General features: G+C 66.7%; 18 protein-coding genes and 1 tRNA gene. 15 read left to right on the top strand and 4 right to left on the bottom strand.

Translation table 11 applies throughout. The features are described 5' to 3' along the window. Window positions 1-2: 2 nt before the first annotated feature. A complete protein-coding gene (gene folK, locus KIH78_RS03695; RefSeq protein ID WP_219131292.1) occupies window positions 3-1,565 on the top strand; it encodes a 2-amino-4-hydroxy-6-hydroxymethyldihydropteridine diphosphokinase in 1,563 nt (520 codons plus the stop codon). Beyond that, on the top strand, window positions 1,562-2,098 hold the full coding sequence (locus KIH78_RS03690; RefSeq protein ID WP_219131290.1) for a DUF3180 domain-containing protein: 537 nt from the start codon (window positions 1,562-1,564) through the stop codon (window positions 2,096-2,098). The genes folK and KIH78_RS03690 overlap by 4 nt, the downstream gene beginning before the upstream one ends. Before the next feature lie 105 nt (window positions 2,099-2,203). Here KIH78_RS03690 and KIH78_RS03685 read toward each other — a convergent pair whose 3' ends face one another. After that, window positions 2,204-3,106: an acyl-CoA thioesterase gene (locus tag KIH78_RS03685; protein WP_219131288.1), complete on the bottom strand. Its 903-nt coding sequence runs from the start codon at window positions 3,104-3,106 to the stop codon at window positions 2,204-2,206. A 375-nt stretch (window positions 3,107-3,481) separates the two neighbouring features. Next, window positions 3,482-5,161, bottom strand: a complete 1,680-nt coding sequence (gene ettA, locus KIH78_RS03680; protein ID WP_219131286.1) for an energy-dependent translational throttle protein EttA — start codon at window positions 5,159-5,161, stop codon at window positions 3,482-3,484. Window positions 5,162-5,388: 227 nt separating this feature from the next. On the opposite strand from ettA, the gene KIH78_RS03675 reads away from it, so the two are divergent. After that, entirely contained in the window at window positions 5,389-6,711 is a 1,323-nt protein-coding gene (locus KIH78_RS03675; protein WP_219131284.1) for an MFS transporter, read from the top strand. 105 nt (window positions 6,712-6,816) lie between these two features. Then, window positions 6,817-8,340: a DHA2 family efflux MFS transporter permease subunit gene (locus KIH78_RS03670; RefSeq protein ID WP_219131283.1), complete on the top strand. Its 1,524-nt coding sequence runs from the start codon at window positions 6,817-6,819 to the stop codon at window positions 8,338-8,340. Between the two features lie 27 nt (window positions 8,341-8,367). Here the strand turns inward: KIH78_RS03670 and KIH78_RS03665 are convergent, their stop codons facing one another. Then, complete coding sequence (locus KIH78_RS03665) at window positions 8,368-8,703, bottom strand: branched-chain amino acid transporter permease (protein ID WP_219131330.1); 336 nt, start codon at window positions 8,701-8,703, stop codon at window positions 8,368-8,370. Next, window positions 8,703-9,578, bottom strand: coding sequence for an AzlC family ABC transporter permease (locus KIH78_RS03660; RefSeq protein ID WP_219131281.1), 876 nt, complete (start codon window positions 9,576-9,578; stop codon window positions 8,703-8,705). Before KIH78_RS03660 ends, KIH78_RS03665 begins: the two co-directional genes overlap by 1 nt. 235 nt (window positions 9,579-9,813) lie before the next feature. Here KIH78_RS03660 and KIH78_RS03655 point away from each other — a divergent pair. From KIH78_RS03655 to KIH78_RS03605, 11 genes are all read left to right on the top strand, one after another. Further along, a tRNA-Asp gene (locus KIH78_RS03655) sits at window positions 9,814-9,890 on the top strand. Window positions 9,891-9,984: 94 nt separating this feature from the next. Next, the gene (locus KIH78_RS03650) at window positions 9,985-10,416 is read left to right on the top strand and encodes a PH domain-containing protein (protein WP_219131279.1); all 432 of its coding nucleotides are present in this window, start codon (window positions 9,985-9,987) and stop codon (window positions 10,414-10,416) included. A 442-nt stretch (window positions 10,417-10,858) separates the two neighbouring features. Beyond that, the gene (locus tag KIH78_RS03645; protein ID WP_219131278.1) at window positions 10,859-11,869 is read left to right on the top strand and encodes a sugar kinase; all 1,011 of its coding nucleotides are present in this window, start codon (window positions 10,859-10,861) and stop codon (window positions 11,867-11,869) included. Between the two features lie 67 nt (window positions 11,870-11,936). Beyond that, window positions 11,937-12,617: a bifunctional 4-hydroxy-2-oxoglutarate aldolase/2-dehydro-3-deoxy-phosphogluconate aldolase gene (eda, locus tag KIH78_RS03640; protein ID WP_219131276.1), complete on the top strand. Its 681-nt coding sequence runs from the start codon at window positions 11,937-11,939 to the stop codon at window positions 12,615-12,617. A 112-nt stretch (window positions 12,618-12,729) separates the two neighbouring features. Continuing rightward, entirely contained in the window at window positions 12,730-13,572 is an 843-nt protein-coding gene (locus tag KIH78_RS03635) for a sugar phosphate isomerase/epimerase family protein (protein ID WP_219131275.1), read from the top strand. A gap of 190 nt (window positions 13,573-13,762) precedes the next feature. Continuing rightward, window positions 13,763-14,866 (top strand): beta-galactosidase BglB, encoded by a 1,104-nt coding sequence (gene bglB, locus KIH78_RS03630; protein WP_219131273.1) that lies wholly within the window; start codon window positions 13,763-13,765, stop codon window positions 14,864-14,866. A 140-nt stretch (window positions 14,867-15,006) separates the two neighbouring features. Then, window positions 15,007-15,813, top strand: a complete 807-nt coding sequence (locus KIH78_RS03625) for a gluconate 5-dehydrogenase (RefSeq protein WP_236034386.1) — start codon at window positions 15,007-15,009, stop codon at window positions 15,811-15,813. A gap of 147 nt (window positions 15,814-15,960) precedes the next feature. Beyond that, complete coding sequence (locus tag KIH78_RS03620; RefSeq protein ID WP_219131271.1) at window positions 15,961-16,599, top strand: RpiB/LacA/LacB family sugar-phosphate isomerase; 639 nt, start codon at window positions 15,961-15,963, stop codon at window positions 16,597-16,599. Window positions 16,600-16,766: 167 nt separating this feature from the next. Next, window positions 16,767-17,837 (top strand): LacI family DNA-binding transcriptional regulator, encoded by a 1,071-nt coding sequence (locus KIH78_RS03615; RefSeq protein ID WP_219131270.1) that lies wholly within the window; start codon window positions 16,767-16,769, stop codon window positions 17,835-17,837. A gap of 212 nt (window positions 17,838-18,049) precedes the next feature. Beyond that, entirely contained in the window at window positions 18,050-19,357 is a 1,308-nt protein-coding gene (locus KIH78_RS03610) for an ABC transporter substrate-binding protein (RefSeq protein ID WP_219131268.1), read from the top strand. Window positions 19,358-19,655: 298 nt separating this feature from the next. Beyond that, window positions 19,656-20,630 (top strand): carbohydrate ABC transporter permease, encoded by a 975-nt coding sequence (locus KIH78_RS03605; protein WP_219131267.1) that lies wholly within the window; start codon window positions 19,656-19,658, stop codon window positions 20,628-20,630. The last annotated feature ends 3 nt before the right edge of the window (window positions 20,631-20,633 follow it).

Genomic DNA, 20,633 nt, shown 5'->3' with positions numbered 1-20,633 from the left:
CGATGGATACGATACGACTGACCGGCGTGCGTGCCAACGGCACGCACGGCGTACTCGACTTCGAACACGAGCGCGCGCAGACGTTCATCGTCGACGCGACGCTGCATCTCGACCTGACGCGCGCCGGATTGACCGACGCGCTCGAGGACACCGTCGACTACGGGCGTATCGCCCGCGACATCACCGACGTCATCGAAGGGGACCACGTCGACCTCATCGAGGCGCTCGCGCAGCGCATCGCCGACCGTATCCTCGCCCATGTCGCCGTCGCGGCCGTCGACGTCACCGTGCACAAGCCGCACGCGCCCATCACCGTGCCGTTCGACGACGTGGCCGTCACCATCACGCGCGGACGCACGGAGGGCGCCGCGGAAGCGCACACGACGGACGCGTGCGCCGCGTCCGTCGCCTCGGACGTCATCCACCGCACCGTCATCGCTCTCGGCGGCAACCAAGGCGACGTGGCCGCCACCCTGCGCGCCGCCGTGCGCGACATCGACGCGCTCGACGGCACGCAGATCGTCGGCGTCTCACCCCTCTACCGCACCGCCGCATGGGGCATGCTCGACGGCACCCCCGACTTCCTCAACGCCGTGGTCGAGGCGACCACGCTGCTGGACGCGCGCGACCTGCTCGCCGCGCTGCGTCGCATCGAGACCGCGCACGGCCGCACGCACACCGAACACTGGGCGGACCGCCCGCTCGACCTCGACATCATCGACTACGACGGCAGGGAATCGGACGACCCCGCGCTCACCCTGCCGCATCCGCGCGCATGGCAGCGCGCGTTCGTGCTCGTCCCCTGGTCGGCGCTCGACCCCAAGGCCGACCTGCCCGGCATGCACGGCGGACCGGTCGCCGAACTCGCCGAAGGGATCCTCGCCGAAGCCGACCCCGACGAACCGCCGGTGACGCTCGAGGCGCGCGACTGGATGAGCGGCACGCGCACGGACACGGCCGCGGCGACGACCCGAACGGCGGCGCCTGCGGCGACGACCGCGCCGAATGAAGGACAGGTGGGACAGTCGGACGGCGTGCACGCCGGCGACGGCCTCACCTCCCGCAGAGCCGTCATCTCCATGGACTCCACACGCACCGACGCCGAACGCCTCTTCCGCGAGGCCATCGTCGCCATCGACGGCATCCCCGGCAACCAGGTGGAAGGCATCTCGCCGCTCTACCACGTGAGCAACCTCGACGGACCCGACGCGATGGCCGCCGTCATCCAAGTCGAGACGAAGCTCGGCGCGCGCGAACTCATCGGCGCGCTGGACGCCATCGAACACGGACGCGCCGGCGCGGAACCCGGCGACGGCGCACGCGCCCTCGACCTGGACCTCATCGACATGGACGGCGTGACCTGCGACGAACCCGACTGCCGCGTCCCCTGGCCCACCGCGCGCGAACACGCGTCCGTCCTCGCCCCCTGGATGGACATGGACCCCGAAGCCCGGCTCGGCGGCGACCCGGTCTCCTTCCTGCTGGCCATGGCGCCGGACGCCGGACGCGTGGGACTCCTGTCCGACAACTGGATCATCCAAGGCGGGGAAGGAGACCTCCGATGAACGCGCGACGCACCCCCTGGTGGCATCCGGCCGTCGCGATCGCGGCGGGCGTCGCCGCCGGCGCCGGCGTGGCCGAACTCGGCGAACGGTTCAACCTCACGCTCATCGGCGCGCCATGGTTCGTGGCCGCCGTGCTCATCGCCATCGGCGTCATCGTGCTCGTGCTCGCCGTCAACGTGCACAAATACGCCAACACCGACCCACGCAAACGCCCCAACACGTTCATCAACCCCACGCTCGCGTTCAACACGCTCGTCCTGTGCAAGGCGCTCATCCTCGCCGGGGCGGCGCTCGCCGGCTGGTACGGCGGGCAAATCATCCCCGCCGTGGCGCACATCGAGGCCGAATACTACGCGCAGGCGGTGCTCGAATGCGCCGTGACCGCCGTGGTCTGCCTCATCGACATGGTCATCGGCATCGTGGGGGAGCGGCTGTGCCAGCTGCCGCCCGGCGAAGGGCCGGAGAACCCCAGGATGCGCAAGGCCGCCAAGGAGCGCGGTGTGGCGCCGACCGCGGCGAAGACGGGGCGCTGACGTCATACATGTGAAGGGCCGGCGACGGATGCCCATCCGTCGCCGGCCCTTCACGAGTGCGCGATTCCGTTGGTCGCGTTGGTCGCGTTGGTCGCGTCGGTCGCGTCAGTCCTGCGGGACGCGGATCATCGCCTCCTGCGCGATGGCCGCGACCAGCTCGCCGTCCTGCGAATACACCTTCGCGAGACCCAGCCCCCTGCCGTGCGCGGCGGTAGGCGTGTCCTGCACGTACAGATGCCACTGGTTGATATCGACGTCCCGGTACCACCACATCGAATGGTCGATGGAGGCGTACGAGATGCCCGGCGTGGAGATCGACAGGCCGGCGCGTCGCAGCACCGGCTCCATCATCACCTGGTCGCAGCCGAGCGCCAGCATGGCGCGGTGCATGAGCTGCGGCACCTCGACCTCGCCGTCCGCCTTCATCCACACCATCTGGCGGCCCGAATCGGCCGCGGCGGACTCCTTGTCCGGTCCGAGCATGATCGTGCGGGTGATGTGGCGGATGTCGAACGGCGACTTCTCCGCATAGTAGTTCGCGAACGGCGACTTGCCGGCGTAGGGGGCCATGAGGTCCTTCGCGCTGGTCAGCGACTCCGGATCAGGCAAGTCGGACGGCATCGGGTCGGCGAACTCCACGCCGGACTGCCCCTCCAGCTGGAACGAGGCGATGGCGGTGAGGATCGGTCCCTCCGCCTGCGTGACGTTGACGCGGCGCGCGGAGAACGACCGTCCGTCGCGCAGCGTCTCCACGTCGAACAGCAGGTCCTGACGAATGTCGCCGGGGGCCACGAAATAGCCGTGGATGGAGTGCGGCAGACGGTTCGGGGCCACCGTCTTCGCGGCCGCCATCAGCGACTGCGCGATGACCTGGCCGCCGTACACGCGTCCGGTGGGGAAGTAGAGGCTTTCGCCGTTCACGTACGTGTGGTTGCGGTAGTCGGAGGGCCTGCCCAGCTTCAGCACCTTCACCAGGTGCTCCAATGGTGTCGTCGTGCCGTCCGTCATGGTCTTCCCCTTAGCTGCGTTCGATGGTCGAATGTTCAATTGTGCGTGATACATAACGCCCGGTCGATGGTATCGCAACGACGGTCCGCGCGGGACCGTCCGTCCGGGGCGTGATGGTCATCACTGATGGTCATCACTGTAACGGCGGGGCGTTAATGGCTGGCGGGACGATTGTAACGAGCGCGTGAGCTACGTGAACGGCCGGTTATGACGAGGAGCCGCGGCGCGATCTGGGCGGCCGCGGATGGTGCGGATGGCGCGGGGGTGGCCGCGAAGACGGGAGGAGCCCGCCACCGATGGTGACGGGCTCCTGCGGTACGGCGTGCGGCCGGCGTGACGCGTGGCCGACGGCGGTGTGTCACGCCGCCTGACGCGTCAGCCGCGCACGAGCTTCTTGTGCAGACGGTGCGGACGGGCCGCGTCCTCGCCGAGGCGGGCGACGCGGTTCTCCTGGTACGCCTGGAAGTTGCCTTCGAACCAGTACCACTTGGCCGGGTTCTCGTCGTCGCCCTCCCACGCGAGGATGTGCGTGGCGACGCGGTCGAGGAACCAACGGTCGTGGGAGATGACCACGGCGCAGCCCGGGAAGCCGAGCAGCGCGTTCTCGAGGCTCTCCAGCGTCTCGACGTCGAGGTCGTTCGTGGGCTCGTCGAGGAGCAGCAGGTTGCCGCCCTGCTTCAGGGTCAGGGCGAGGTTCAGACGGTTGCGCTCGCCGCCGGAGAGCACGCCCGTGAGCTTCTGCTGGTCGGAGCCCTTGAAGCCGAAGCTCGCCACGTAGGCGCGGGTCGGCACCTCGACGCCCGCCACCTCGATGAAGTCGAGGCCGCCGGAGACCGCCTCCCACAGGTTCTTGTTCGGGTCGAGGCCCTCGCGGTTCTGGTCGACGTAGCTGATCTTCACGGTGTCGCCGATCTTGAGCTCGCCGGAGGTCAGCGGCTCGAGGCCCACGATCGTTTTGAACAGCGTGGACTTGCCGACGCCGTTCGGACCGATCACGCCGACGATGCCGTTGCGCGGCAGCGTGAAGCTGAGGTCGTCGATGAGCACGCGGTCGCCGAACGCCTTGTGGATGTGGTTGGCTTCGAGCACCAGCGAACCCAGACGCGGGCCGGCCGGGATCTGGATCTCGGAGAAGTCGAGCTTCTTGTTGTTGCGCGCCTCCTGCTCCATCTGATCGTAGCGCTCCAGACGGGCCTTGTTCTTGGCCTGGCGGGCCTTCGGGGAGGAGCGGACCCAGTCGAGCTCGTCCTTGAGGCGCTTGGCGAGCTTCGCGTCCTTGGCGCCCTGGATCTCCATACGCTTGGCCTTGGTCTCCAGGTAGGTGGAGTAGTTGCCCTTGTACGGGTACAGGTGGCCGCGGTCGACCTCGCAGATCCACTCGGCCACGTTGTCCATGAAGTAGCGGTCGTGGGTGACGGCGATGACGGCGCCCTTGTACTGGTGCAGGAACTGCTCCAGCCACAGGATGGACTCGGCGTCCAGGTGGTTGGTGGGCTCGTCGAGCAGCAGCAGGTCCGGGGCCTCGAGCAGGAGCTTGCACAGGGCCACGCGGCGGCGCTCGCCGCCGGAGCACACGTTCACCGGGGTGTCCGGATCCGGGCACTGCAGGGCGTCCATCGCCTGCTCGAGCTGGGAGTCAAGATCCCAGCCGTTGGCGGCGTCGATCTCGGTCTGGAGCTTGCCCATCTCCTCCATCAGCGCGTCGAAGTCGGCGTCCGGGTTGGCCATCTCCTCGCCGATCTCGTTGAAGCGGGCGACCTTCTCTGCGATCGGGCCGAACGCCATCTTGATGTTCTCGCCCACGGTCTTGGTGTCGTCCAGCGGCGGTTCCTGCTGCAGGATGCCGACCGTGTAGCCCGGGGTCAGGGTGGCCTCGCCGTTGGACACGGTCTCGAGGCCGGCCATGATCTTGAGCAGCGTGGACTTGCCCATGCCGTTCGGGCCCACCACGCCGATCTTCGCTCCCGGCAGGAAGCTCAGCGTCACGTCGTCGAGGATGACGCGGTCGCCGAACGCCTTGCGGGCCTTGATCATCTGGAATACGAATTCTGCCACTTGCAGTTACTCCTTAAAGGTTGGAATTCCGCCGTTCCTTGGTTTGCACATGTCGGCCGCCCCGTGCGGCGTCGCCGTCGGCGCCCGTCCGCATAGCGGCCGGACGCAGGCCAAACCACCGCCCACCATGCTATCGGAAGGGCTGGAATGGCGGCGTTCGTCGCCATGTGCGCGTGCGCCGGCCCGGGCAGGCGAGGGCCGGTGCGGAGGTTCCTACAATATGAGGAATGAATGAAATCGAACGGCGGGATGCGGCAGGCACGCGCCGGCATGACGGGGACGCGACGGATGCGTCCTCCCCGGTTCCGGCGGTACCGGCGTTGCTGGCGGCGTTGGTCTTCCTGGTGGCGTTGAATCTCCGGCCGGCGATTGCGGCGGTCGGCCCGGTGCTGGCGCGCATCGGCGACGACCTCGGTTGGGGCGAGGGCGTGCTCGGCGTGCTCGGCGCGATGCCGCTGTGGGCGTTCGCCGCCGTCAGCCCGTTGGTGCGGTTCGTGACGAGACGGCTCGGCGTCGACCGCACGATCCTCGTCGCGCTGCTCGTGCTCGCCGCCGGCGACCTCGTGCGGTCGTTCGGCGGTCCGACGGGGGTGTGGCTCGGCACGTTCGCCGTCGGCGCGGGCATCGCCGCCGGCAACGTGCTCGTCCCGGTCATCGCGAAACGCGATTACGCGAGGCATGTCGCCCTCGCCGCCGGCGTCTACTCAGGCTGCATCACCGCCGGTTCCGCCATCGCCGGCCTCACCTCGGCGTGGCTCGCCACGTCGCTCGGCGGATGGCGGCCGTCGCTCGCCGTATGGGCCGTTCCGGCGTTGGCCGTCGCCGTGTTGTGGTCGGTCCGCGTGGCATGGGGCTCGCGGAACGGCCGCGGCCCAAGGGGCGTGAAGGGGGCCGTGAGTGGGGCCGTCGCGCCGATGGGCCGTCCGCCCGCGCCCGCATCCGGTCCGGTCCCGGCCGAAACGTCGCATCCCCGCCCGCTGTGGCGCCGCCCGATGACGTGGTGGGTCACGCTGTTCATGGGATTGCAGTCGGCCGCGTTCTACACGATGTCGAACTGGCTGCCGTCGCTCGTCTCGGCCGCGGGCTTCACCGAAACGCAGGCCGGCGTGCAGCTGTTCGTCTTCCAATCGTTGGGCATCCTGTCCGGACTGCTCATCCCCGCGCTGATGCACGTGCGCGGGAACCAGGTGTGCGCGGCGCTCGCCGCCAGCGCGCCGATGGCCGTCGCCGGCATCGGCTGGCTGGCGGCTCCCGCGGCGTCGCCGCTCTGGAGCGTGGTCGGTGGCATGGGGCAGGGCGCTTCGCTGGTCGTCGCGTTCACGCTGATCTCGCTGCGTGGGCGCACGCCGGAGGAGACGGTCGCGCTGTCCGGCATGGCGCAGTCGATCGGCTATCTGGTCGCCTCCGTCGGTCCGCTCGCCTTCGGTGCGCTGGCCGAATGGTCCGGCGCGTGGACCGCGCCCCTCGTCCTGTTCACCGCGCTCGCCTTCGGCCAGTGCGTGGTGGCGGTGCTCGCCGGCGACGCGCGTCGGCCGTCCGACGACGCGTGAGGCCAGCCCGGTCCGTCACGGTGAGTTTCGCGTAACATTCGCCCGTACCATGACATTGTTTGATATGCAACAATCGCCGCGGGGTGCGGCGGAAAGGACGGGTACATGAACCAGACGGACGAACGGGATCTGCGGTCGCTGCGTGCGGGCGAGGGGACGGAGGCCGCCCGACGCGCGGCCGGCGCGCCGGCGGCCGGCTCCTCCACGTCCGCCAAGCGTCCTGTCCCCGCCAGGCTCGTCGTCTGCGTGGTCGCGCTCGCAATCCTCACGTTCCTCGGCATCCTGTCCGAGACGTCGCTCAACATCGCCTACTCCACGCTGATGGGGGAGTTCTCGATCGGCGCGTCCACAGTGCAATGGCTCACCACCGGATACCTGCTGCTCCTGTCCGTCGCAATTCCAAGTTCGCCGTTCATGGTGCGGCGGTTCGCCACGAGGACCCTGTTCGTCGCGGCCGTCGCGGTCTTCACGGTCGGCACGCTGATCGGCGCGCTCGCCGTCAGCTTCCCGATGCTGCTCGCCGCGAGACTCGTCATGGCGCTCGGCACCGGCATCTCCCTGCCGCTCATCACCACCATCATCCTGGAGAAGGCGCCGCTCGAACAGCGAGGCGCGATGCTCGGCATCGTGAGCCTCGTCACCTGCGCCGCGCCCGCCATCGGCCCCGTGTTCGGCGGCGTGGTGATGGAATACCTCGACTGGCATTGGATCTTCTATACGATGCTGCCGTTCCTCGCCGTCTCGTTCGCGATGGGCGTCGCCACCGTTCCGGAGATTCGGCATAAGGGCGATGCGGAGCGGGCTTCGATCAGCGTGCCGTCGCTGCTGATGGTCGCGCTCGGCCTGTCCGGCCTCATCGTGGCGGTGAGCTTCTTCGCCGAATGGAACGGCGACTGGCGGTTCTGGATGACGCTCGCCGCGGCCGTCATCGTGCTCGCCGTGTTCGCCGCCGTGCAGCTGAGGATGGCCCGGCCCCTCGTCGAGGTGCGTGTGTTCGCCTATCCGGGATTCTCGCTCGGCATGCTCATCCTGCTCATGGCCTCCGGTGGCGTGCTAGGCCTCAATTTCATGCTGCCGATCCTGCTGCAGCGCGGGTTCGGCTTCGGCTCGCTCGTCGCCGCGCTCATCCTGCTGCCCGGCGCGGTGGTCGGCGCGCTCGCCGCGCCCATGATTGGAGGCGCGCTCAAGCGGCATTTCCCGCCGAAATTCATCCTCGTCGGCTTCGCCGGCGTCACCGTGATGGATGTGGTGCTGATCGTCGCCTCCCGCAATGTGTGGGCGGTTGCCCTCTCCTACGCGCTGTTCATGGCCTGCTCCGGATTCGTGCTCGTGCCCGACCAGACCCACGCCCTGAACCAGCTGCCGTCCCGTCTCAACGCCGACGGTTCGGCCGTGATGAACACCGTCCAGCAGCTCGCCGGCGCGGTCGGCACCGCTGTGGCGAGCACGCTGATCTCCGAATTCTCGGCGATGGCGGCGCGCGGTGGCGTGGGGGAGTCCGTCTCCTATCTCCAGGGGTTCTCGTGGAGCATGTGGCCCATCACGGGCATGGCCGTGTGCGGCGAGGCGCTCGCCGCGCTCATGTTCCGGTTCTCCATGCGCCGTCCGCCGGAGCTGGTCGAGGCGTAGTCCGGGACCCCGGCGACGCCTCGACCCTCACACGAAGACGAGCTGCACGAGCACCATGTAGAGGACGGTGCCGCCGGCGATGGACAGCAGCATGCTGTGCCGCCACTTGTGCAGCAGGATGATCGCGAGCACGGAGATCGCCTCGGGAATGCCGTGCGAGCCGGAGGTCAGGGACGTGTCCTTGAGCGCATAGACGACCAGCAGTCCGGTCATCGCGGCCGGCAGCACGTGCCCGAGATACTCGACGACCCGTGGCGGACGCTTGGAATCGGGGAACAGAAGGAACGGCAGGAACCTGGTGAGCATGGTGCCTACCGCCACCACGGCGATGGTGGCGACGGCCTGCCAGACGGTCATGGTCATCATCGTGCGGTCTCCTCTCCGTTGGTTGCGTCGCGTCCGTCGTTGCCGTCACGTCCGTCCCCGGCCGCTCCGGCCGCGTCGCCGTCGCGCCCGTCGTCCAGCCATGGGCGCAGCGCGAGGAACAGGACGAGCATCAACGCCAGCGAGGGGATCATGAAGCGGTCCGGGCCGAGCACGACCAGACACGCCAGCGAGGCGAGCACGCCCACCAGCGCGGGGGCGTGGCGCCGCAGCGCGCGCAACGCCGCGGACGGGCGGTCATGGCCGCGGTCGTCGTGCGGCACGTCCGTCTCGTCGACCTCGTCCCACTGGCCGAGGAGGATCGTGAGGAACAGCGCGGTGAGCACGAATTCGATGCCCTTCGTGCTGAACGGCAGCAGGCCGCCGATGAGCCATCCCAGCGCCGTGCCTATGATCCAATACCACCGGTTGAGCAGCGAGACGAACATCATGAACCAGCCGCGGTCCACGTCCTGGGGGATGCGTGCGCCGGAGTTGATGGCGAAGCTTTCGTCGCACATCGCGAAGATCAGATACGGCTTCTTCCAGCCGAGCCCACGGAACCTGTCCAGCATGGACAGGCCGTAGAACAGGTGGCGCGCGTTGACCATGAGCGTCAGCAGGAACGCGGCCAGTGGCGCGAACGCGCTCAGCAGCAGGTTCACGGTGACGAACTCCATCGACCCGGCGAAGATGAAGTAGGCCATCGCCACCGGATACCAGAAGGCGAAGCCCTTGGCGTGCATGAGCAGCCCGTACGAGCAGCCGAGGAACAGGAATCCGGCGGCGATCGGCACAGTCAGCGGGAACGCCGTCCTGAACGCCGCCGGTATCGTCCCGCCTCTCCTCCGTGCATCCGTGATGCCGTTGCCCATGCCTCGCACGTCCTTTCCTTCCTTCCGGCTGCTCGGCCGCCGGATGCCGTGGGGGCGGTTCCGGCGAACCGTGGACAGATGAATGCTAGTCGATGGGGTGCGGTCCGTGCCTCCCGCCGTCCATCGGGCGGAAGCCGCGCCGGGCGTCCGCGCCGTCCGGCGCGACACGCCGGGTTTGGCGATTGCGGCAAGTCATGTAATATATCCACTCGTGCCTTGATGAAAGGTGCGAAACGGCCGCGTAGCTCAGTTGGTTAGAGCGCCGCCCTGTCACGGCGGAGGTCGCCGGTTCAAGTCCGGTCGTGGTCGCCACTGCAAGGGCTTCCGATTCGTCGGAAGCCCTTTTTCGTTTCCGCCGCCGTACAATGGTCGATGACGACATCGCCGCGCACAGGGGAGGGCAACTATGGGAACGAATATGGCCGACGGGGACGTGATCTGGACGCAGCGCAAGCGCAACTGGTGCCGTACGCCGTTCACCTTCACCGTCTACACGCTCACCGCGGACGAGCTCGGCGTGAAGACCGGCGTGCTGCGTCAGACGTTCGACACCACCAAACTGTTCCGCATCATCGACATCACCATCGAACGTTCGCTGCTGCAGCGCCTGTTCGGGCTGAGCACCATCGTCATCGACGCGCGCGACCAGTCCAGCGGCGGACGCATCGTCCTGAAGAACGTCATCCACGGCTTCGACGTGCGTCGCGTCCTGCAGCATGCGGTGGACGACGCGCGCAACGTGAACCGTGTGAGCACGCGCGAGTTCATGGATTCCGACGGCGACGGATACACCGACGGCTATGCCGACGGCGGATACGGAGATGGTCCGGCGTACTGAGTCCGATCCGGCCGCCCGCGGGCGGCCGTAGGTCGACGGCCCGTCGCGTCGCGCACACAGGATGTGCGCGATGCGACGGGCCGTTCCGTTTGCGTGGGGTCGCCGGCCCGCGCCCTGTGTCCCGTAACGTCGTGCGTGGGTTCCGCCGTGTGGCGCCGCAATGCGATTGCAACGGTTTTCGCCGCGATTGCGGCACTGCTTCCAGCGTGAGGCGACGAGGACGTCGGTGCCTGAAGCGTTGGGGGAGTAGGGTTCCGGGCACCCGGTAAAGGTGCATTGACATGGAACGCCCGGCGTGTTCCGTGGAACCGACGGCAACGGATTCGTGGGAACCTTCATGTCCTTTGTACCGTTGGGGCCATCAAGGCAAACGGCCCGAACGCAGTGGTGAGGGCCGGCACGACGGACGTGACGCGACCATCCGAAGGAATCGAGGCAGACCATGCGCAACGACACCGATTTCCATGTCCCGGGCATCAGACCGGGCGGCGTGCTGCTCGCCGGCGAGGCCATGGGCCTGTTCACCGCCGGACAGGAGGGCCCCTGCAGCACCGTGGGCACCTTCCAGGCCTCCGTGGCCGGCGCCGAGCTCAACGTGGCCATCGGCCTCAAGCGGCTCGGACAGCATCCCGCATACCTCACCAAGGTGGGCGACGACCCGCTCGGCGTGCGCATCCGCATGCTCATGGAATCCGAGCGGCTCGACCAGCGTCTGGTCTCCGTGGACGCGCGCCACCACACCGGCTTCATGATGAAGACCCGCGAGACCAAGGGCGACCCGAAGACCTACTACTACCGCAAGGGCTCCGCCGCCTCCACCATCTCCAGCGCCGACATCGACGCCGTCGACCCGTCCGGCCTCTCGCTCGTCCATCTCACCGGCATCCTGCCGCCGCTGTCCCCGTCCACGATGGATGCGGCCGAGGCGATGGTGGTGTTCGCCCGACGCAACAACCTGTTCCTGTCCTTCGACCCGAACCTCCGCCCCGCCCTGTGGGTGAACGAGGCCGTGATGAAGTCCACGCTGCGCCACCTGTGCGCGCAGTCCGACCTCGTCCTGCCGGGCATCGCCGAAGGACGCGAGCTGTTCGGCGTGGACGACGTCGAATCGATAGGCCGGGCGTTCATCGACAACGGCGCCCGCGTCGTGGTCGTCAAGGACGGGCCGCGCGGCGCCTACGCCACCAACGGTACCGATTCCGTGTACGTGCCCGGCTTCGTGGTGGACCATGTGGTCGACACCGTGGGCGCCGGCGACGGCTTCGCCGCCGGACTGCTCTCCGCGCTGCTCGAAGGCCACGGCATCGCGGTGGCCATGGAGCGCGGATGCGCGGTGGGCGCCATGCAGACGCAGGTCGTCTCCGACAACGAGGGCCTGCCCACCGCCGACCGCCTCGACGAATTCATGATGCTGCACGAACGCGCCACGCCGGCCCAGGCCTCCCTGGTCTGAACGGGCGGCATCCCCGATCCCCATACGAATCGCAATCGCACAATCGCCTATATATAAGGAGACGAACATGAGCACCGCAATCCTGGAACCCGTCGCCACCCTGACGGACAAGCAGCAGTATCTCGACGCGATGACCACGCTGGGCGTCGTGCCGCTGGTCACCCTCAACACCGCGGACGAGGCCATCCCGTTGGCGCACGCCCTGTATGAGGGCGGCGTGCCGATTGCCGAGGTCACTTTCCGGTCCGAGGCCGCGCTCGCCGGCATGGCCCGCATCCACGACTACGTGCCCGAGGTGATGCTCATCGCCGGCACCGTGCACAGCGTGGAGCAGGCGCGCCAGGCCGTCGCCGCCGGCTGCGTCGGCATCGTCACCCCGAGCTTCGACGAGCGCGTGGTGGACTGGTGCCTCGACAGCGACGTGCTCGTCCTGCCCGGCACCGCCGTCCCTTCCGACATCGAGAAGGCGTACGACCGCGGCTTGCGCTACGCCAAGTTCTTCCCGGCGGAGGCGTACGGCGGCGTGAAGACGCTGAAGGCGCTCGCCGGCCCGTTCGGCGAGATGCGGTTCCTGCCTACCGGCGGCGTGAACCTGAAGAACGTGGCCGACTACGCCGCGCTGAAGAACGTGTTCGCCGTCGGCGGCAGCTTCCCGGTGCCGTCCGCCGCCCAGAAGGCGCAGGACTGGAATGCCGTGGCCGAAGCCTGCCGTTCCGCCCGCGAGGCCGTCGCGAAGGCGCGCGCCTGACCTGCGGCCGTCCGCGGCCCATCCCATTCCCGCCGGCGCCCGTGACGGGGCCATCTCCTGCCTCGATCCCGTCACCGCGCCGGCGTTTCCATGACAAGACGAAGGAGCATCGATGACCATCAATTTCGGAGTCCGCGGCCATGACGTGCCGTTCGACGGGACGCCCGAGGATCTGGCGCGCGGCATCGCCGCCACCGGCGCGCACAACGTGCAGTTCGCGCTGAACGCGCTGTTTCCCGACCTCAAGTCCGGCGCGGAGGAGATCAACCCCGGCATGGGCATGTATTTCCGTCGTGTGCTCGGCGAACAAGGCATTGGGATCGCCGTGCTCAGCTGCTACATCAACATGATCCATCCGGATCCGGAGATCCGGGAGGGGCTGCTGCGCAAGTTCGAGGCGTATCTGCGCCACGCGCGCTACTTCGGCGCGCCCATGGTGGCCAGCGAGACCGGATCCGTGCTCGAGACGCTCGGCGTGTATACGGAGGCCAACTTCACGGAGGACGTGTATCTGGACACCGTGGGCGTGATCCGGCGACTCGTCGCCGCCGGCGAACGCCACCACACGCTCGTGGGCATCGAACCCGGCCGCAACCATCCCATCCACGACCTCGACACCATCCGCCGGCTCATCCACGACATCGACTCGCCGTGGATGGGCATCGTGCTCGACCCCTCCGTGCTCATCGACGGCGAGACGTTCACCGGCCAGATCGACCTCATCGAGGAGGCGTTCCGCACGTTCGGCGACCGCATCGTGGCCATGCATCTCAAGGACTTCCGTCCGGTGCCGGGACAGCGAGAACTGGAAATGTGCGACATCGGCGAGGGCGTCATGCGCATCGGCGACGCGCTGCGCGTCGTGGAGCGGTACCGTCCGTACCTGCCGGTCATCACCGAGGAGACGAAGGGGGACGCCATCGCACGGGCCATCGCCACATACCGCGACGTGTGACGCATCCGGCGGCGTGTTTCCGCGGAAAATGCACAATCCGCGGAAACACGCTGCAAATGAATTTCCATATTTGTGGAAAATGATGTAAACTCTTGCATGAAAGCGACAACGACACCTCCAGTCGCTTTCTCGCCGGGGACGGTCAAGGCAGACCCAGCCCGGCGCTCCGCACCATCAGAAACGAGGACACATGGACACACCACAGATGCCGGCCACCCGTGACCAGCTGCTGCGGCTGATCGACGCCATGTCCGACAATCTCGTCACCATCGCGTCCAACGACGGCGAGGGATTATGGAAAGTCGGCGACGTCGTCATCGACGACAAAAGCTGGAACGTCTGGAACTGGCCGCAGGGCGTGGGCCTCTACGGCCTGTACCGCACCTTCGAGGTCACCGGTTCCGCCAAGGCGCTCGACGCCGTCCGACAATGGTACGAACGCGCGTTCGCGCAGGGCACCCCGCCCAAGAACGTCAACACCATGTGCCCGCTGCTCACCATGGCGCTGCTGTACGAGCGCACCGGCGACCCCAAACTGCGCCCCTACCTCGAGCAGTGGGCGAAATGGGCCTACGAGGACATGCCCCGCACCGACCACCGCGGCATGCAGCACATCACCCTGGGCGAACCCCACCACAACCAGCTGTGGGCCGACACCCTCGTCATGACCGTGCTGCCCCTCGCCAAGATCGGCAGGATGCTCGGCATCTCCAAATACGTCGAGGAGGCCAAGTACCAGTTCCAGATCCACATCAAATACCTGGCGGACAACGCCAGCGGCCTGTGGTACCACGGCTGGACCTTCGATGAACGCCACAACTTCGTCGGCGCCCACTGGGCCCGCGGCAACTGCTGGGCCACCATGGCCATCCCAGAGGCCATCGCCATCCTCGGCCTCGACGAGCGCGACGCGCTGCGCACCTGGCTCGTCGAGACCCTCGAGGCGCAGGTCGAGGCCCTGGCCGAACACCAGGACGCCAGCGGCCTGTGGCACACGCTCATCGACGACGAGACCTCGTACCTCGAATCGTCCGGCACCGCCGGCATCGCCTACGGCATCCTCAAGGCCGTGCACACCGGACTCCTCGACGAACGCTTCCTCGACGTGGCCTACAAGGCGGTCAAGGGCCTCATCGCCCAGATCGGCCCGTACGGCGAGGTCGGCAACGTGTCCGTCGGCACCGGCATGGGCGCCGACCTTGACTACTACCGCAACATCGAGATCTCCCCGATGCCCTACGGCCAGTCGCTCACCATCCTCGCCTTCACCGAAATGCTGGTCTCCTACTGCTGACCGGCCATCCAGACCAGCCGCCGCACCGCGATCTTCCAACCTCCTTACTCCTGCGCGGCGCGGCGGCATCCACACCCATAACCGAACACGCTCCAGCTCTCCGACAACCAAGCGGGACACCCGCGGAAAGGACACACACCATGAGCTACGACATGAGCAGATTCTCCCTCGAAGGCAAGGTGGCCCTCGTCACCGGCGCCAGCTACGGCATCGGCTTCGCCATCGCCTCGGCCTTCGCCGCCGCCGGCGCGAAGATCGCCTTCAACGACATCAACGAGGCCGCCGTCGAACGCGGACTGAAGAACTACGCGGAAGCGGGCATCGACGCCAAGGGCTACGTCGCCGACGTCACCGACGAGGAGGCCGTCGCCGGCCTCGTCGAGAACATCGAGCGCGACCTCGGCACCATCGACATCCTCGTCAACAACGCCGGCATCATCAAGCGCATCCCCATGCTCGAGATGTCCGCCGCCGACTTCCGCAAGGTCGTCGACGTCGACCTCAACGCGCCGTTCATCGTTTCCAAGGCCGTCATCCCCGGCATGATCGCCAAGGGCCACGGCAAGATCATCAACATCTGCTCGATGATGAGCGAACTCGGCCGCGAGACCGTCGCCGCCTACGCCGCCGCCAAGGGCGGGCTCAAGATGCTCACCCGCAACATCTGTTCCGAATACGGCGAGGCCAACATCCAGTGCAACGCCATCGGCCCCGGCTACATCGCCACCCCGCAGACCGCGCCGCTGCGCGAACGCCAGCCCGACGGCTCCCGCCACCCGTTCGACGCCTTCATCGTGGCCAAGACCCCGGCCGCCCGCTGGGGCACCCCCGAGGACCTGCAGGGCCCGGCCATCTTCCTCGCCTCCGACGCCTCCGACTTCGTCAACGGCCACGTGCTCTACGTGGACGGCGGCATCCTGGCGTACATCGGCAAGCAGCCCCAGTGAGCGGAGACGCGCGATGACGGAGCGTCCGCGGCGTTGCCCTCGGTCGACGTGCCTTCGCACGCCTTCCCTCGGTGCGCCTTGCGGCCACACGCGTCATCGTGGTCTCCCATACAACCAACCGCCACCCATCACAAGGAACCAACGCATATGAGAATCGCACTCATCAACGAGAACTCGCAGGCAGCCAAGAACGACGTCATCTACGGCGCGCTGAAGAAGGTCGCCGCCACCCACGGCCATGAGGTCGACAACTACGGCATGTACGCCGCCGACGACGCCGCTCAGCTCACCTACGTGCAGAACGGCATCCTCGCCGCCGCCCTCCTCAACACCAGGGCCGCCGACTTCGTCGTCACCGGCTGCGGCACCGGCGAAGGCGCCATGCTCGCACTCAACAGCTTCCCCGGCGTGATCTGCGGACACGTCGAGGACCCGCTCGACGCCTACACCTTCGCCCAGATCAACGACGGCAACGCCGTCGCCATCCCGTTCGCCCTCAAGAACGGCTGGGGCCAGGAGCTCAACCTCGAATACACGTTCGAGAAGCTCTGGCTCGAGGAGCCGGGCGGCGGCTACCCGAAGGAGCGCGTCGTGCCCGAGCAGCGCAACAAGCGGATTCTCGACGGCGTGCGCGCCGCCGCCTACCGTCCGCTTGTCGACATCTACAGGGACCTTGACCCCGAACTCGTCAAGGGGGCCTTCGCGGGCGAGCACTTCCGCGAACTGTTCACCGCCAACGCCGAGGACGGCGAGATCAAGGACTACGTGCTGTCCCTGATCGACTGACCGACGGCGTTTGCACGACCTTTCGCAACCAAGGCCGGGGAGCATCATGCGCTCCCCGGCCTTTCCCATAAACGGCGTCCATATTGGAAACGCTTGTGCAAATCGGGTGGTACACCGCTGTGTACCATTGGAAACCAATGATGACTTTTCGAAACGGAGGTCCATACATGTCGGAAGCCACCATCACCGACGTCGCCAAGGCGGCGGGCGTGGCCGCGTCCACGGTCTCCCGCGCCCTCAACGGAGGCAACGTCAAGGCCGAGACCCGCGAACGCATCATCCAACTCGCCCGTCAGATGGGGTACCGCAACGGCGCCGTGGCCGCGGCCCCCGCCCCGTCCGGCGACGGCAGCAGCCGCGGCAACATCGCGGTGCTCGTCACCGACATCGGCAACTACTACTTCACCGACATCTTCAAGGGTCTGTTCTCCGTGGCCCAGAACGCCAAATACCGTCTGTTCGTGACCGACATCGACGTCTCCACGGACCGCGGCGAGACCATCCAGAGCGTCATCGGCGCCTCCGAGGGGCAGCTGCTCGTCTCACCGCGTCTGAGCGACGCCGAGCTACGCCGCTACTGCGACCCGGCCACCACCGTATTCACCAACCGCCAGGTGGAGGGCTACTCGTGCGTGGGCATCGACGACGCCTCCGGCATCCTCCAGGCCGTGCGGCACCTCGCCTCCTTGGGGCACCGCACCATCGCGTACGTCTCCGGCGCCGGCAACTCCTACGCCAACAAGGTGCGTTGCGCCACCTGCGTGGATGCCGCCAAGTCCTTCGGTATGGACTGCATCGTCATCGGGCCGTTCGAACCGTCCTACGCGGGCGGCGTCAACGCGGGCGACGCGCTCCTGCTCGAGCAGGGGATCACCGGCGTGGTGGCGTTCAACGACCTCGTCGCCTCCGGCGTGATGGGGCGTCTGCAGGAACGCGGCGTCGACATCCCCGGCGAGATGAGCGTGATCGGCGTGGACGACAGCATCCTGTCGCGCGTGGTGCGCCCGCAGCTCACCACCATCGACGTGAGGCAGGAGCGCATGGGCGCCCTCGCCATGCAGATGCTCATCAACAAAATAGAGTCGTTGGCGCTCGGCGACGAGGACCCCGAATATCGGGAGCCGCGGGTGGAACTCGTTCCGGAAATCCTCGTCACCAGGGAATCCACGGGCATGGCGCCGGTGCTGGAACCCCCGGAAAGCCAGGAACCTCCGGAAACGGCGGAAAACAAGGATTGAGAGAAGCGGCGAAAGCCGCTTCTCTGTTGTTTGCACGCCTTGCTGCAATGATTTGTGGAAATAATTGCGGAAACAAGTTGCAACAAGGCGTGTTGTTATGGAAATCTTTGCTATAGTCTTTCTTGTCAAGGAAAACGTCATAGAAGACGGATTCCACACAGCCGACGGTCGATGAAGATCACGCCTTCGGCAGTACAAGAAAGGTTCGCAGGATGAAGACCTATAAGAAGATCGTGGCCGCGATCGCCGCCGGTGCGGCGATGTTCTCGATGGCCGCGTGCGGCAACTCCACCTCCTCCGATGGCAAGGACGCCAACACCCTGACCGTCGCATGGTGGGGCAACCAGCAGCGCAACGAGCGCCAGGCGAAGGTCAACAAGCTGTTCGAGGAGGCCAACAAGGGCGTGACCGTCAACGGACAGTTCTCCGAGTGGGACGACTACTGGAAGAAGCTGTCCACCAACGCCGCCGGCAAGCAGATGCCCGACGTCATCGCCATGGACTACTCCTACCTGCAGCAGTACGTCGACAACGGCCTCCTGCTCGATCTCGACGACTACCTCGGCAAGACCATCAAGACCGACGACATCGACAAGAACGTGCTCCAGGCCGGCAAGCTCGACGGCAAGACCTATGCGCTGAGCCTCGGCAACACCGCACCGGCCCTCATCTACAACAAGACCCTGCTCGACAAGGCCGGCATCGAGGTCCCGGACCAGATGACCACCGACGACTTCATCGACATCTCCAAGCAGGTGTACGAGAAGACCGGCGTCAAGACCAACTACCGCTACTACGAGGCCTCCGAACTGCTCGAATACCAGCTGCGCGGCGAAGGCAAGACCCTGTTCGGCGACGGCAAGCTCGGCGCCAGCGCCAAGGACGTGGAGAAGTACCTCGACGTCTACCAGACCGGCATCGAGGACGGCTGGCACATCGCCCCGGAGATCTTCGCCCAGATCAAGGCGGGCTCCGTGGAGCAGGATCCGCTGGTCTACGGCTCCGACCCGTCCGCCCGCTCCTGGTGCTCCTTCAAGTTCACCTCGCACTTCACTTCGATGCAGTCCGTGCTCACCGACGGCACCGAACTGGCCATGACCACCTGGCCGGCCAAGAACGTCAAGAAGGCCGACTACGTCAAGCCCGCCATGTTCTTCGCAATCTCCAAGAGCGCCAAGAACCCCGAGCTCGCCGCCAAGTACATCGACTTCTACACCAACAACGAGAAGGCCGTGAAGGCCATGTCCACCGACCGCGGCCTGCCCATCAACTCCAAGATGATGGACGCCCTCGAGCCGACCCTCGCCGACACCGACAAGAAGTCCGTCGCCTTCCTCAACGACCAGGTGATTCCGAACAGCTCCAAGATCAACCCGCCGGCCCCGGCCGCCGCCACCGAGTTCAACTCCACGATGCTGCCCACCGCCGAGGAGAACGTCCTGTACAAGAAGAACACCGCCGCCGAGGCCGCCAAGACCTTGGTCGACGAGGCCAACGACGCGCTCGCCAGCGGCAAGTGACGAAAGCGAGCGTGACAGCCACAAGCCGAACACACTTGTTCTGACGGACCCGGACCGGGGTGACGAGCCTCTTCCCGCCAACACACCTCCTCCGGTTCCGGTCCGCCAGGACATGCCAACCCCACCAACCCCGCGGCGATCCGCCGGACCGCCGACTCCCTCCCTCCTCCTTTTTCTCCTTTTCCTTCCCATCTTCTCCTTCACGATTCGGGCCGGGACACGGCTGGACATGCATGTGCCCCGGCCCGAACCGTGTACGACCACACCTCTTCAGCATCAGATTTCGAAAGGCATTGCCATGTCTCACGCAACCGCAGTCGCCCCCAGGGCGAACGGTCTACGGGCCAAGACGACATCCGGGGTGAGCTTCCGCAAGGAAGGCGCGATCCGCGGCTTCCTGCACAAGGAAAGCGTCTCAGGGTATGTCTGCGCCTCGCCGTTCATCATCGGCTTCCTCATGTTCATGATCGTCCCGATGGTGCTCTCGCTGTACTACTCCTTCACCGACTACAGCATCATCGGCGAGGCCTCCTGGATCGGCCTCGACAACTACGTCGAGATGTTCACCAAGGACGACCTCTTCTGGAAGTCCCTCGGCGTGACCTTCCTGTTCGCCCTCATCTCCGTGCCGCTCAAGCTGATCTTCGCCCTCCTCGTGGCCATGCTGCTCCTCAAGAACTCCAAGGCCTCCGGCTTCTACCGCGCCGCCTACTACCTGCCGTCCATCCTCGGCGGCTCCGTGGCCATCGCCGTCCTGTGGAAGCAGATGTTCGCCTCCGACGGCACCATCAACCAGGTGCTCGGCCTGTTCGGCGTCAAGTCCGACTTCGCATGGCTCGGCAACACGAAGACCGCCATCTGGACCCTCATCATCCTGGCCGTCTGGCAGTTCGGCTCCTCCATGCTCATCTTCCTCGCCTCCCTCAAGCAGATCCCCGCCGAACTGTACGAGGCCGCGAGCGTCGACGGCGCCAGCAAGTGGACGCAGTTCTGGAAGATCACCCTGCCCCTGCTCACCCCGACCATCTTCTTCAACCTGGTCATGCAGATGATCAACGGCTTCCTGGCCTTCACCCAGTGCTACATCATCACGCAGGGCAAGCCGATGAACTCCACGCTGTTCTACATGGTGCACATGTACGACGAATCCTTCACCAACTACCATGCCGGCTACGGCGCCGCGATGGCGTGGGTCATGCTTCTTCTGGTCGGCGCCGTCACCCTGTTCCTGTTCGCCACCAAGCGTTTCTGGGTCTACGACGAGGAGGCCTGATCC

The sequence above is a fragment of the Bifidobacterium saguinibicoloris genome (genome assembly GCF_019331725.1).
Classification (GTDB): domain Bacteria; phylum Actinomycetota; class Actinomycetes; order Actinomycetales; family Bifidobacteriaceae; genus Bifidobacterium; species Bifidobacterium saguinibicoloris.
Note: the sequence above shows the minus strand (reverse complement) of the source record. Positions and strands in the feature narration are given on the sequence as shown.